This is a genomic window from Bradyrhizobium sp. 2TAF36 (assembly GCF_052114925.1).
GTDB lineage: Bacteria > Pseudomonadota > Alphaproteobacteria > Rhizobiales > Xanthobacteraceae > Bradyrhizobium > Bradyrhizobium barranii.
In genome coordinates this window covers 21625-34907 of record NZ_JBFRFR010000043.1, presented here as the reverse complement: position 1 = coordinate 34907, position 13283 = coordinate 21625, and the positions used below count along the sequence as shown (strand labels likewise).

Annotated in this window: 10 protein-coding genes and 2 pseudogenes; 6 read left to right on the top strand and 6 right to left on the bottom strand. The window is 60.9% G+C overall.

Translation table 11 applies throughout. The features are described from left to right. Nucleotides 1-19: 19 nt before the first annotated feature. Nucleotides 20-2548 (bottom strand): excinuclease ABC subunit UvrA, encoded by a 2529-nt coding sequence (gene uvrA / locus AB4Z51_RS24355; protein WP_441498156.1) that lies wholly within the window; start codon nt 2546-2548, stop codon nt 20-22. 188 nt (nt 2549-2736) lie between these two features. Here uvrA and AB4Z51_RS24350 point away from each other — a divergent pair, with 188 nt between their 5' ends. Both AB4Z51_RS24350 and AB4Z51_RS24345 read left to right on the top strand, forming a co-directional pair. Next, entirely contained in the window at nt 2737-3762 is a 1026-nt protein-coding gene (locus AB4Z51_RS24350; protein WP_441498155.1) for an aldo/keto reductase, read from the top strand. After that, entirely contained in the window at nt 3759-5540 is a 1782-nt protein-coding gene (locus AB4Z51_RS24345) for a thiamine pyrophosphate-requiring protein (RefSeq protein ID WP_441498154.1), read from the top strand. Before AB4Z51_RS24350 ends, AB4Z51_RS24345 begins: the two co-directional genes overlap by 4 nt. Nucleotides 5541-5743: 203 nt before the next feature. Here AB4Z51_RS24345 and AB4Z51_RS24340 read toward each other — a convergent pair whose 3' ends face one another. Further along, nucleotides 5744-6145 (bottom strand): PPC domain-containing DNA-binding protein, encoded by a 402-nt coding sequence (locus AB4Z51_RS24340; protein WP_441498183.1) that lies wholly within the window; start codon nt 6143-6145, stop codon nt 5744-5746. Between the two features lie 56 nt (nt 6146-6201). Further along, nucleotides 6202-6761 (bottom strand): annotated as a pseudogene (locus tag AB4Z51_RS24335) (type 1 glutamine amidotransferase domain-containing protein). Nucleotides 6762-7071: 310 nt separating this feature from the next. Between AB4Z51_RS24335 and AB4Z51_RS24330 the strand changes: the two are divergent. The 3 genes from AB4Z51_RS24330 (at nt 7072) to AB4Z51_RS24320 (ending at nt 10422) form a co-directional block, all read left to right on the top strand. Continuing rightward, a complete protein-coding gene (locus AB4Z51_RS24330) occupies nt 7072-7254 on the top strand; it encodes a hypothetical protein (RefSeq protein WP_441498153.1) in 183 nt (60 codons plus the stop codon). Nucleotides 7255-7830: 576 nt separating this feature from the next. Continuing rightward, nucleotides 7831-8694, top strand: a complete 864-nt coding sequence (locus AB4Z51_RS24325) for a hypothetical protein (RefSeq protein ID WP_441498152.1) — start codon at nt 7831-7833, stop codon at nt 8692-8694. A 942-nt stretch (nt 8695-9636) separates the two neighbouring features. Beyond that, the gene (locus AB4Z51_RS24320; RefSeq protein ID WP_441498151.1) at nt 9637-10422 is read left to right on the top strand and encodes a sensor histidine kinase; all 786 of its coding nucleotides are present in this window, start codon (nt 9637-9639) and stop codon (nt 10420-10422) included. Between the two features lie 126 nt (nt 10423-10548). Here AB4Z51_RS24320 and AB4Z51_RS24315 read toward each other — a convergent pair whose 3' ends face one another. The 3 genes from AB4Z51_RS24315 to AB4Z51_RS24305 are packed head-to-tail and all read right to left on the bottom strand — an operon-like array spanning nt 10549 to nt 12058. After that, nucleotides 10549-11046: a DUF3147 family protein gene (locus AB4Z51_RS24315; protein WP_441498150.1), complete on the bottom strand. Its 498-nt coding sequence runs from the start codon at nt 11044-11046 to the stop codon at nt 10549-10551. Next, entirely contained in the window at nt 11043-11387 is a 345-nt protein-coding gene (locus AB4Z51_RS24310; protein WP_441498149.1) for a DUF3147 family protein, read from the bottom strand. The genes AB4Z51_RS24315 and AB4Z51_RS24310 overlap by 4 nt, the downstream gene beginning before the upstream one ends. Next, entirely contained in the window at nt 11384-12058 is a 675-nt protein-coding gene (locus AB4Z51_RS24305) for a phosphatase PAP2 family protein (protein WP_441498148.1), read from the bottom strand. The genes AB4Z51_RS24310 and AB4Z51_RS24305 overlap by 4 nt, the downstream gene beginning before the upstream one ends. 338 nt (nt 12059-12396) lie before the next feature. Here AB4Z51_RS24305 and AB4Z51_RS24300 point away from each other — a divergent pair. Further along, nucleotides 12397-13122 (top strand): annotated as a pseudogene (locus AB4Z51_RS24300) (exodeoxyribonuclease III); the annotation flags it as partial. Nucleotides 13123-13283 lie beyond the last annotated feature (161 nt).

The following is a 13283-nucleotide window of genomic DNA, read 5'->3' as shown; positions in this document are numbered from 1 at the left end:
TCAACAGCGTCCTTTGACCTCAAAGGACTGTCGCAAGATACCGCGCCGTCCTGCTCAGCGGCTCTTTTGCAACCCGCGCCGGCGTCCCCGAAGCGACTATTCGACCGCCTTCGTCGCCGGCTCCGGGCCCGATATCGATGATCCAGTCGCTGGCAGCGGCCACCGTCATGTCATGCTCGACCACAACAACCGTGTTGCCGGCCTGGACGAGGCCGTGCAGTTGCCCCATCAATTTAATGACGTCCTGCGGATGAAGCCCCGTCGTGGGTTCATCCAAAACATAGAGCGTCTGCCCGCGTTGCGCCCGTTGCAGCTCGGTGGCGAGCTTGACCCGCTGCGCCTCTCCTCCTGACAGTTCGGTCGCCGACTGCCCGAGCCGGATATAGCCCAGACCGACCTCACGAAGGACGCCCAAAGACCGGGCTAGTAGATTGTCGTCTCGGAAAAATTCGAACGCTTCGTCAACGGTCATCGCCAGTACATCCGCGATCGATTTTTCCCGGACCTTTATCTCCAGCGTTTTGGCGTTATAGCGTGCGCCTTTGCATGTCGGACAGGGCGCGTACACGCTCGGCAGAAAGAGGAGTTCGACGCACACAAAACCCTCTCCCTGACAAGTCTCGCAACGCCCTTTCGCCACGTTGAAGGAGAATCTGCCGGCATCGTAGCGCCGTGCACGGGCCTGTTTGGTCTCGGCGAAGAGCGTGCGGACATGATCCAGCAGGCCGGTGTAGGTCGCAAGATTCGACCTCGGCGTCCGGCCGATCGGCTTTTGATCGACCACGACCAATCGCTTGATTTCGTCGAGGCCTCCCGCAATCTCTCCGCCTAATGTCTCTACCGCAACCTCGAGGCCGTCATCCGCTTCGACCGGCTCTTTGCGCTTACCCAGTTCGTCGCCAACGGCATCAACAAGAAACTGACTAATGAGGCTCGACTTGCCCGATCCCGAAATCCCCGTGACGCTCGTAAACACGCCGAGCGGAATTTCCGCGTCGAGGCGATCAAGATTGTTGCGCGTGACACCGCGAAGCCTAAGCCAGCCGTTGGGACTTCTTGGAGGCCGCACTGCCGTTTCGTGCTGGCTAAAGAGATAAGGTCGCGTCCGAGACGCTTTTACGTCCTTCAGGCCGGCCAAGGGGCCGCTGTACATAATACGCCCTCCCTGCGCGCCTGCGTCAGGGCCGACGTCGACGATCCAATCGGCGTGCCGCACCACGTCGAGCTCGTGCTCGACGACAAACAGCGAATTGCCGGCCGACTTCAGACGGTCGAGGGCGCGCAACAAGGCTTCTGTGTCCGCCGGGTGCAGTCCCGCCGAGGGCTCATCCAGCACATAGACCACACCAAATAGATTAGACCGGACTTGCGTCGCCAATCGAAGGCGCTGCAGTTCGCCGGGCGACAGTGTCGGAGTGCTGCGTTCAGGCGTCAAATAGCCAAGACCGAGATCAAGCAGCACCTCAAGACGCGCCGACATGTCCTCCGTTATCCGCTGCACCACGAGAGCCTTCTCGGGATGGTTGGCGAATTGCTTGCTTCTCTTGTCGAGGTGCCGGCCGAGCAACGACTGAAGTTGGTTCAGCGGAAGTCGAGAGATCTCAGCAATATCCATTCCGGCGAATGTGACGGACAGCGGTTCGGGTTTGAGTCGCTTCCCCTTGCAAACAGGGCAATTCGAGCTCGACAAGAATTGCGCCACCCGCCGTTTCATCATAGCGCTTTGCGTCGTGGCGAACGTCTGCAGCACGTATTTGCGCGCCCCTGTGAAGGTACCTTGATAGCTCGGCTCCTCTTTCCGCTTCAGTGCTCGTCTCGTCTCGGCAGGCGTATAGCCCGCGTAGACCGGCACGGTCGGCTGCTCGTCGGTAAACAGGATCCAGTCCCGATCTTTCTTCGGCAATTCGCGCCACGGCCTGTCGACGTCGTAGCCGAGGGTAACGAGAATATCGCGCAAGTTCTGGCCTTGCCACGCGCTTGGCCACGCGGCTATAGCCCGCTCGCGGATGGTCAACGTGTCGTCGGGAACGAGTGAATGTTCGTCGACCGCATGGACGCGGCCGATGCCATGACAGTTCGGACAAGCGCCCTCGGGCGTGTTGGGCGAGAACGACTCCGCATACAGCAACGCTTGGTGCTTCGGATAGTCGCCGGCGCGCGAGTATAGCATTCGCAGCAGATTGGACAGGGTCGTCACGCTGCCGACCGATGACCTGGTCGTCGGCGAGCCTCGCTGCTGCTGCAAAGCCACCGCGGGGGKAAGCCCCTCGATCAAGTCGACCTCGGGCACTGCCATTTGGTGGAAAAGGCGGCGGGCGTACGGTGAGACCGATTCCAGGTAGCGCCGCTGGGCCTCTGCATACAAGGTCCCAAAGGCGAGCGACGACTTTCCGGATCCGGACACGCCCGTGAACACCACGAGCGCATTTCGGGGTATCTCGAGCGAAACGTCCTTCAGATTGTGCTCGCGGGCGCCGCGGACACGGACGAAACCACCGTCTGCATGGAGATTCCGCTCGCCCTTATCGCCGATCAGCGATTTGTCCATCGTATGGGTCCTCGCCACTCGCGGAACGCTATGGCCGTCTCGAAGTGAAAAGTCTCCAAGAAATGACCGGTTCCGTGACGGTCACTGGCCGTCCCTTCAGTGCCGAAAGCCAAGCTCCTGTGATTTTACGTCTAGGAACCGGCTTTCGCGCCCGTCGTTCAATTCCCAACAAATGTTGAGGATTCTCTATGAATGACCGCGCGCGACAGATCTTCAAACCGGAATTCCGATTCGGCCTTGGTGGCGTCTCTCTCGGCAACGAGTTCAACAAACATACCGATAAGGAAGCCGAGGCAACCCTTGAAGGCGCATGGGCGATGGGCGTTAGATATTTCGACGTGGCGCCTTGGTATGGGTTTGGACTTTCCGAGCGTCGCTTCGGTCATTTTCTGCACAACCAGAAGCGCGAAGACTATGTGCTCTCCTCGAAGGTCGGGAAGCTTTTCAAGGCGTCAAAGAGCAACAAGCATGCGGATATCTATCCGCTGTCAGACTCGCCGAACGATATCATTTTTGATTACACCGCCGACGGTGTGCGCCGTTCGATCGAGGACAGCCTGCAGCGCCTCGGCGTCGACAGCTTGGACGTAGCGTTCGTACACGACATCTCGCCGGACTTCGCCTTTTTTCCGAACGGTTGGGAAGAACAGTACGAAATCGCCCGTAAAGGAGCGTTTCCGGCTCTCTCGAAAATGCGTGATGAAGGTATCATCCGCGCTTGGGGCATTGGCGTGAATACCCCGCTCCCCATACTCAAAGTCATGGAAGATGCGGATCCTGACGTCTGCCTGTGCGCCCGCCAGTATTCGTTGATCGATCACGCAAGTGCGGTGAACGAGCTTTTCCCGGTTGTGCGCAAGAAGAAAGTCTCGCTTGTCATTGGCTCCTCTCTCAACGCCGGCTTCATCTCAGGGAGTCCACGCTACAACTACGGAAAAGAGAATTTCAAAATTCCCCCTGCTGTCATCGAGAAGCGCGAGAAGCTCAGGATGGTCGCCTCTCTTTACGGCGTAGACCTCCGAACTGCCGCACTTCAGTTTTCGGCGGCGGCCGACGTCGCGGTCGCTCTGGTGGTGGGGGCAAGGAGCGCTCATCAGATCCAGGAAGACTGGAATTCGCTCCAGGCCAAGATCCCTTCGGATTTCTGGAGTGATCTCAAGGAACAAGGCTTGATCGAAAAAAGTGCCTCGCTCCCTGCTGTTTCGGAGGCTTGAGCATGAAGGTCGGCGATTTTGTGGTCGAACGGCTCCACGCGTGGGGCGTGCGTCGGATCTACGGTTATCCGGGCGACGGCATCAATGGTGTGATCGGCGCGCTGCAGCGCGCCGACAACATTGAATTTATCCAGGTGCGACACGAGGAGATGGCCGCCTTTATGGCGGTCGCGCACGCCAAGTTCACCGGTGAATTAGGGGTGTGCTTGTCGACCGGCGGCCCGGGAGCAACTCATCTCATCACGGGGTTGTACGATGGCAAACTGGACCATGCCCCGGTTCTGGCAATCTGCGGGCAGGCTGAGGCAACCGTTCGAGGTGCCAGTTACCAACAGGAACTTAACTTAGACCGGATGTTTGCGGACGTCGCTGGCTTCGTGCAGGAAGCCGCTTCCCCTGCCCAAGTGCGGCACCTTCTTGACCGCAGCATCCGGATCGCTAAAGCCGACAACACACCTTCCGTCATTATCTTGCCGAAAGATATTCAGGACGAGGAATACGAAGAGCCCGCGGTGGCTCACGGGTTTACGCGGTCTGGAGTTGGCTATTCCAAGCCCAAGGTCATTCCAGAGGATGCGGACCTATCGAAGGCGGCCGAGGTCCTGAATGCTGGCAAGAAGATAGCTATTCTGGTCGGCGCGGGCGCGCGCGGCGCCGCTCCTCAGCTCATCGAAATGGCGACCTTGCTCGGAGCAGGCATTGCGAAGGCATTGCTGGGTAAGGATGTGTTGCCAGACGACTTGCCTTTCGTCACCGGAGCTATCGGTCTGCTCGGGACCGAGCCAAGCTGGGATCTTATGCAAGGCTGCGATACGCTCTTGATGGTCGGAACGGCCTTTCCCTGGTCGGAGTTTTTACCCAAAGACGGGGCCGCGCGCGCTGTCCAGATCGACATTAAAGCTTCGATGCTATCGCTGCGGTATCCCGTCGACGTCGGCCTTCACGGCGACGCCGCTGCGACCCTCAAGGCGCTCCTGCCCCTAATCCAACGCAAGGAGGATCGGGAATGGGCGAAGACGATCGAGACCAACATATCGGAGTGGTGGAAGAAGTTGGAAGGTCGTGCCAATGCGAAGGCCAATCCGGTCAATCCGCAACGCGTTGTCTGGGAAATGTCGCCCTTGCTGCCTGCCAACGCCATTGTGACCAGTGACAGCGGATCCTGCGCCAACTGGTATGCCCGCGATTTTCGGGTGCAGCAGGGCCAAGCCGCATCGCTTTCGGGAGGCTTGGCGTCGATGGGCGCAGCAGTTCCGTATGCCATTGGGGCCAAGTTCGCGCACCCGGACCGGCCAGTCATCGCGCTTGTGGGCGATGGAGCAATGCAAATGAACAACATGGCTGAACTCATCACGGTCCAGAAGTACTGGAAGCGTTGGGCGGATCCGCGATGGATCGTATGTGTATTCAACAACCAGGACCTCAACGAAGTCACTTGGGAGCAGCGAGTTATGGAGGGAAACCCAAGATTCGAAGCTTCACAGGATATCCCCGACTTCGCGTACGCGAAGTTCGGCGAAATGCTCGGGCTTAGGGGGATCTTCGTTGATTCTCCTGGCCGCCTCGCATCCGCTTGGCAGGAGGCACTTTCGAGTGATCGCCCTGTCGTCCTGGAGGTGAAGACAGATCCCGAGGTGGCCCCGCTTCCACCGCACGTCACGTTCAAGGAGGCCCGCTCCTTTATGGCTGCGATGGCTAAGGGAGACAGAGGAGCCGGCCGTGTCATCGGCGACACGGCAAGACAGGTTGTCGACGGGCTCTTCGGCAAGAGAGACTGAAGAGCCCGTGGTCTGATAGAAAGCCCAACAGCGAGCGTGCACCCTATCGCGCTGATGTAGGACGACCAGATCTGGTACTCGATCAAGTCGGAACCACCATCTCCACCAAAAGACGCGAGGCTTTAGACCAGAATAGCCTAGGTCGTGTCGCAAACAATGCTTAAGCGGTGGAGGCCAGCCGTCCGGATCGCCACGTCAACGCTTCATGTTCTTGCTGTCGCAAGGTCGATCAGCGCTATACCGAGATCCGGCTTTTTCTTGCGTTTGAGCCGTGCTGGCGTGTCCGTGATGACGACCTCGAGCGTCGGCCGAACCTTTCCTTCGAGAAGATGCCCGCCGCGCGTCGAGCCGTCGGCAAGACCCAGGACAACATGCACATGGAGGCTGGCCTTTCCATCGTCACCGACCGCGATATCGCCGATCGTGCTCAACACCTCGCACTGCTCCGCGACTTCGATTTTTTTGTAGGTCTTCTTCTCGAAGTCGAACCAGCCGACGGTCGCGCTTTCGAAGGCGCCGATGGCCGTGAGAGATGCCGCCGTGATGCCGGCGTCGTTGGCGAATTTCGTGAGCGTCGCGAATGCTTCCTCGCCTGATTCGAGGATCGCGACGCGGGTCTCCGAGCCGGCCTCGCCCGATAATTTGGCGCTCTACATCGTCGTCAGGCCGCGCTGCGCTGGGCGTGTCGACCTTCCTTGACCTCTTCCACGATCTTCGCGCAGAAGGCCTCAAGATCGCCCGGGTTGCGGGAAATGATAACGCCCTGATCGACGACGACCTCCGCATCTTCCCACTTGGCACCGGCGTTCGCGACGTCCGTCTTGATTGACTTGAAGGAGGTCATATTGCGACCTTTCGCGATCCCTGTTTCGATCAAAAGCCAAGGAGCATGGCAGATAGCCGCCACGACTTTCTTTGCGTCGAATATATCACTGATGAACTTCAGCGCCTTGGGTTCGGCTCGCAGGAGATCCGGATTGATCTGCCCACCGGGCAAAACGATCGCGTTGTAGTTGGCGGCCGTGCTTCGTCGAGTGTCTTGTCGACTTTCACGGGCCGACCCCAATCTTTCTTGTCCCAGCCCCTGATCTCGCCTGCGGCGAGCGAGATCACGTCGACCGTTGCGCCAGCCTTCTTCAACCGTTCCAGCGGAACTTCCAGTTCGGCCTGCTCGAAGCCGTTCGTGGCGAGAATGGCGATCTTTTTGCCGATCAAATCCATTGGTCCAATCCTTGTTTCGGGGTTTGTCCACCAAGCGATCGTCCCGAACATCGTTCCTGAAAAGCTGGATCGGGCGGGAACTAGGACAAACCGTCGCGACGACCGTTGCGAGGGTCGGAGAGCAGCACGAGATTGTCGCATGACCGACAGGGTTCTACAGCGAGGTAGAGGTCATCCTTGTCACGGGTCAGCTTCCAGTATTTGGGGAAGCGACGGCGCGCCAAGAGCGAAAAGTCCTTACTCTTGCCATCGGCTGGATTTGTGTTGCGTGACAAGCTAGTTTTCGGCCGTCGTGCGCCGCAGTTTCTTGATGGTTGCACGCGTCGTCGCGGAGGGCGCGAAAGTGGCGATGAACGACCGCGACAAAGCCTCACTCGATAAGGTGGCCAAGAGGCGCCGGCCGACCCAGGTCATGGTTCAGATTGCCGACGTCTCGGATCCGCCTGCGTCGATGGACTGGTCGCGGCTGTCGTCGGCCGCTTCCGGCGGCTAAATGTCTTCGCGAATAAGTGCATGGTGCGCCGCGACCGCCTAAAGATCACCTCGTGTCCGAGCCGAGGAGCAGCCTTGCTTCGCTTGGATCTCAAATGGCGTTACGCGCGAAGGCGATCCTAATGGGGGTTGGGACGCCGATCGCTGGGGTCAGGCGCTGTCTGTTCTTCGGCAACGCCATCCAGTACGGGGACGCCTCCGCCCCCATCACCACTACGATCGACGGCAAGTATCCGGAGTTCGTCGAGATCAGCATCCATAATCTAGGCTCTTCGATCTCGGGCGCGGCCGAGAGCACAATCTTCCGGTCGAGGACCCGCGGCCAAGTCGAAGGTCTTGGACGACATCCTCATCTCGGGTTCGGCCTTACAACACGCGGTTGAGCGCCGAAGCGCACGGCGGCACGGTCGCCGTCTTTCTAGGGACCGGGGGGACGACGTTACGATCCGCCTCCCGAGACGCTGATGGGCGCTACCGCCCGCCACACTTTTAACCGTACTTCATCTCCGAGTTTCATCCACGGAACTTCCGCAGTTCTTGCGCATTTCTTGGGCACGAAACATCGGAGGCGGTTAACATGTCCGAAGCAATAAACACGCAGCAAGAAGCGTCCGAACTGTCGATAGCCGGGGTGTCTTGGGCAGCAGTGCTCGCAGGTGCTGCAGCGTCGCTTTCGATTACGCTGGTCCTGATCTCGTTTGGTGTCGGGATGGGCTTTGCCGTCGTCTCGCCCTGGGGTAATTCGGGCGTCTCGGCGACTACCTTCAAGATTGGTACTGGGCTGTTTTTCATCGTGATGGCGATGCTCTCGTCGTCCATCGGCGGCTACCTCGCCGGCCGTCTTCGGACGAAATGGGTCGGCGTCCATTCCACCGAAGTGCAGTTCCGGGACACGGCCCATGGGTTTCTCGCCTGGGCGGTCGCCTCTGTGCTCGGGGCTATGCTTCTGGCGTCTCCCGCGAGTTCGCTGATCGGCGGCGCGCTCGGTGGCGCGACCCAGGCTGCGGCGACGTCGGCGGCCTCGGGACCGATGGAAGGGTACGTGGACACGCTGCTGCGCCCCAACGATCCGAACGCTCAGGGACAAAACGCCTCCGATCCTCGTCCGGAACTGCTACGTCTGCTGGCCTCGGATTTCCGAAGCGGAAACGACGTCAACCCGGCAGACCGAACCTATGTGGCCAAGGTCGTTGCCGCCCGGACGGGCTTAAGTCAGGCCGACGCCGAGAAGCGCGTGAACGACGTGGTGATCCAGGTCAAGGCCGACCTGGACAGCGCCCGCAAGGCGGCGATGCAGACGGCGATCTGGCTGACGCTTTCGCTGTTCATCGGCGCGTTCTCGGCAACGCTCGCCGCAATGGAAGGCGGYGGACTTCGCGACGGCACCTGGGGGCGAAAAAACCGTGCCACGATCGCCCAAACATCGCTCGCTCGCAACTAAGGAGAGAAAACATGCCCATCCTGCTCTGGCTCGTCGGAATTCCGATCCCACTCATCATCCTGATCATGCTTCTGCGCTAAACTTTGGACCGGCATCGGCGGCATGATGTTCGAGTAATTAGCCCGCCGATGCCGGCCAAAGCCCCATCGTGGAGCCGACTAAACATAAGCTGCTCGGCGTTCTTCGGGCCCGGACTGATTACCGGGCGTCCGACGAGGATCCCCACAGGATCCGACCTATTACCAAGCGCGAGTAGTCGGCCCCGCGCTCGCTTTTTCTGTCCACGTATCCAATGATTGATCGCGATGGATACTGTCAGCCGCTGGACCGGTCGAACCCTGTTGAGGTTTGGCGGGAAATCTGCGCCAGAACTGCGCGACGTGGGTTCGTCCGAGTGTCATGGCGATCGCCGTTATCGGCATGGTTGGATGTGCTGATCTCTCTGCGGATAGCGGCGGGAACGCTCACCTTTCCGGAATGCGAAAGTCGGGGAAACGTTGCCGAGAACAACATCCCGGGCAACTCGTCATCTACGCGACGGGCTTCTCCCCGGTGGAAGCCGCCGGTGGCGGGCAGCCTGTCACTGCGGGAATCTTCAATCGGAAATCGTCGCCGCGGTGTTGTCGCTGTCGAAAGCGCCCGCCGGCGCGTGATGGGCGGCTGCGATCGATCCCGAAGGCGAATGCGGCGAATACAACGGCCTCGCGTATCGTCGCAGCAGGCTCTGACCGCCGAGAACCTTTGTAGACCCTCTCATCGGACGGCAGATAGCCCGCTACGGCCACTTTGCGATGTCAGGCTCCGCCGTTGGAACTTATCGGCAAGAGCGTATTCTTTCGCGTGAGACGGCGCGCGACGCGGTCATGCGCGACATCATCCTGATGTGCCTGCCGACTACTACGCGCCCATCGACGGCATTGCCGTCGGATACGGGGTGGGGTCGTGCGGCACGGCCGCCACTACGGGAAATCCGGTCATCGCCGCCGACATCGCGACCGCCCTCTCTGGGCCGACTTTCGCGACCTAGCGCTGCGCCACGGACTGCGCGCATGCTGGTCGATGCCGATACGAGCGGCGGACGGTCGCCTGCTCGGGACGTTCGCGAACTACTATCGCCAACCGAAGGAGCCCACGGAGCGCGATCTGGAAACGATCGGCATGGTGACACGCACCACCGCGATCGCGATCGAACGCAGCATCCACGAGCAGGCCCGAGAGCGTGCCGAGGCGCAGCGCGGCCTCCTTCTCCGTGAATTGAACCACCGCGTGAAGAACGTCTTCGCATTGGCGGACTCGCTATTGGTGATGAGCGCCCGTTCGGTCACCAGCATGGAGGAATACTCGACGGCCGTGCGCGGGCGGCTGCAGACCCTGACAAAGGCTCATGAGCTCGTCCAACCCAGACTGTCGGAATCGGAACCGGTCGAACCGACCGCGGTACCTTTGGGACGCTTGGTAGCCGACATCCTCGAGCCATACGCGCAGCCAGGCTCCAAAAATTTCTGCCTCACCGGGCCTGACGTGTCGATTTCTCCGAAAGCGATAACTGGGGTTGCGCTCATCCTTCACGAATTGGCGACAAATGCCGCTAAGCACGGGGCCCTGGGCACCCGGACGGAAAGCTCCTTGTCTCCTGGGCAGTTTCCGAAGCGCTTCGACCTCGAGTGGAGGGAGCGAGGCAATCCACGCCGTCCGCCCCAGCCAGGACGGGCTTCGGCGGTACGTTGACCAGGCGGACAGTCGAGTCAGTTCGGCGGCGCGATCGAGTACCATTGGGAGCCTGACGGCCTGAATATCTCCATACGACTGCCGATGCACGCGCTGTTAGCGGTCGGCTTCCGACGAATGGCTGAATCAGCGCGAAGCGCCTCCCTCCGGGCCGGACGGCTTCCACGAGAGCAATTTCTGGGATCCCCGAAATCTACGAACCGTCCGCATCTTGCGGCGGATACACCAGCCCGTGATCGAGACGACCGCCCAGGCAAGCGATGCCGCGATGAACGCGGTGGGAACGCTGTGCTTAACGGTCAGCGAAAACGTGAGCGCGAACGCCAGCATGCCGACGGCGCCTAGCACGGTGCCGGCACACTCCAGTGCGGCCGCTTGTGCGCCCCGGCGGCGGCCATCCAGTCCCACCTCGCGTTTGTGCCTAATTTCGTGTTTCTCGATCAGGGTTGCGCTTGCGCAGAATATTGCAGGAAATGCCAGGAACAGGCCTCCGACGGACGCACCGTATCGGCTGCTCATGAAGCCTGTGAAGACGGTGGCGGCTCCTCCCAGCGCAAACCGTACCACGTATTCGTACGGTCGGCCTTCTTTGAGCGATGATGGCGACAAGCTGACCGGGCTCATGTCAGCCCTCCGACAGCCAGTAGGCCGAACGAGACGACCAACCAGACGACGACCGCAATGATCGTCGTGATGGCGACCCGAAGCCGTGCGCGCATAAGCAGATGGCAGACGGTCCCGCCGTAGGCGGCGAGGGCGACGGTCCCCGCGGACATGGCCAGCGTCTGCCGGGCGGCGTACTCGGCGCCATGCATATAGATGGCGATGCCTAACGTCGCCAAGGCGACGGATGGTGCCGCTCCGAACAAGCCTGCGAAGCTCTTCGGGCGCAGAATGTCTCCGAGCATCGAGAACGCCGACACGACGATGCCGCCCACCAAAAAACGAACGACGTACTCCGTCATCCGGCTGCGCTCCTGTCTTTCGATCGCCTTTGGGGCCCTTTAGGTTTCTCCGAGCCCGGATCGGCACGAGCGTTTCCTTGGGGGAACCCGGACCAGGTGCGGAGGAAGCGCTCCAAGGCAATGCCGATGGCGAATCCGGCGACTACATCGCTTGCCCAGTGCGCCAGAACCACCACACGTGTCAGCGACAGGCAGACCGCGAGTGCGCGCACCGCGCGACGAGGCCCCACCGGTAGAGTGCCGGCCGCAGACGCCAGCGCTCCCATGTGCAGCGCATGGCCGGAGGGAAAGGCATCCTCGCGCTTGCCAGAAAACGAGATCCCATGAAGATGGCCCACCACCGTCCTGCGATCCGGACGGACCTGGTCAAAGACCAGCTTCATTCCGTGGGGAAGCAACGATGCCGTGGCCGCCACAAGCACGGCGTGGTTGGCGGCCCGCCGAAGAGCCTCGTCGGCGCCCCGCGAGGCGAGCCAGCCGATGGCCGTCAGAGCTAGAAGCACCTTTTCGTCGGCGCCCCAGGTCAGCGCGCGAGCGATTTCCTCCGAGGGCTCACTGGTTCTACGCGCGATGGTGCGCGCGATTTCGACGTCCGCCGTCGTGGGCCGAATGGTCACGGGCAGACGCGGTTCGCCGACGCTTTGCCGAAGTGGTCGAAATCTCGCGGCCATCGATGCAGAGCTCCGAAGGATCCAAAAAGCTGGGTCCTTCCAACGCGCATCCGTCCTCTGGGTTCATCAATCTGTCACAATGGAACTCCGCTGGAAGGGGTTCAGCGGTCGCATCGCTGATGTGAAGAAGGAGGCGACGCTTCGAGACGGAAAATTGTGGCAGAGGTTCCTTATTCTGCTGGTTGTCGTCGGCGGGCAGGGGGAGACCGTACTCCCATGATGCCGGATGCTTCGCGGTCGCGCGAGATTTGCGCGCTCTCTTACCGAACCTGYTGTTAGGCTTCGGCAGCGCTGGAACTGCTCAAACGGATTGGTTGTGAAGCGCTTGATCACCCGCTCCGGACGTCGTGTACCTGCAGGAGCTACAATGCGCGCAGGCCGATTTCCCCGCCGATGCGATTCACAAGGCCGGGTAGGGCGAGCGGTCCTGGAACGGCGTCGCGATCCCCGCCCGGATACGTGAACCGGTCCTCGTCCGCGACGCGCTGCCTGGTGATGTCGACGACAAGCAGAGCAGGTACATCGAAGCCGCCGTCGAGGGTGTCGCGATCGCCTCGCTCTATCTAGTCAACGGCAACCCGCAGTCCCGTCCCAAATTTGAGTTCAAGTTCGCCTGGTTCGATCGGCTTGACGACCACGCGAGCAAATTGCTGGCGCAGGACGTCCCCGCCGTCCTCGCCGGCGACTACAACGTCGTGCCCACCGACTTCGACATCTACGCGACGCGATCTTTCAAGGACAACGCGCTGTTGCAGCCGGCGCCCCGCGCGGCCTAGGCGAAGCTGTTGGCCGGCTGGACGGACGCGCTGCGGGCTTTGCATCCGGGCGATCGGATGTACACCTTCTGGAGCTATCTCAGAAACCGCCGGCCTCGAGACGCTGGCCTTAGGCTCGACCACCTGCTCCTCAGTCCGCGATCGCCCCCGACTGAAAGCCGCCAGCGTCGATCGGAACGTGCGCGGCGAGCGTGAAGCGAGCGACCACGCGCCGTCTGGATCGAATTGAAGTCACCTCGCCGGGGGGCCTCCAGGCGGAGAAAGCCGTCCGGGGGGCGGATCGCGTGATTCTCATCGAAAGAAGTTTGAAAGCAAGGTCGTCGCAACCCGCGCTGATGCCAAGCATTCGATCTAGCAAGACATCGTGTAGGTCGATCAATTTGATCGCGGGGCACGGCATCGAAGGGGATGCGCTTTCCGATCCGTTCGTGAAGCACCGCGATCTGGCA

What these genes read in the sequence shown, in the direction of transcription:
- AB4Z51_RS24310 (WP_441498149.1), bottom strand. Translation starts at nt 11,387, where the DNA reads ATGACGGAGTACGTCGTTCGTTTTTTGGTGGGCGGCATCGTCGTGTCG.
- AB4Z51_RS24315 (WP_441498150.1), bottom strand. Translation starts at nt 11,046, where the DNA reads ATGAGCCCGGTCAGCTTGTCGCCATCATCGCTCAAAGAAGGCCGACCG.
- AB4Z51_RS24305 (WP_441498148.1), bottom strand. Translation starts at nt 12,058, where the DNA reads ATGGCCGCGAGATTTCGACCACTTCGGCAAAGCGTCGGCGAACCGCGT.
- AB4Z51_RS24350 (WP_441498155.1), top strand. Translation starts at nt 2,737, where the DNA reads ATGAATGACCGCGCGCGACAGATCTTCAAACCGGAATTCCGATTCGGC.
- AB4Z51_RS24330 (WP_441498153.1), top strand. Translation starts at nt 7,072, where the DNA reads ATGGTTGCACGCGTCGTCGCGGAGGGCGCGAAAGTGGCGATGAACGAC.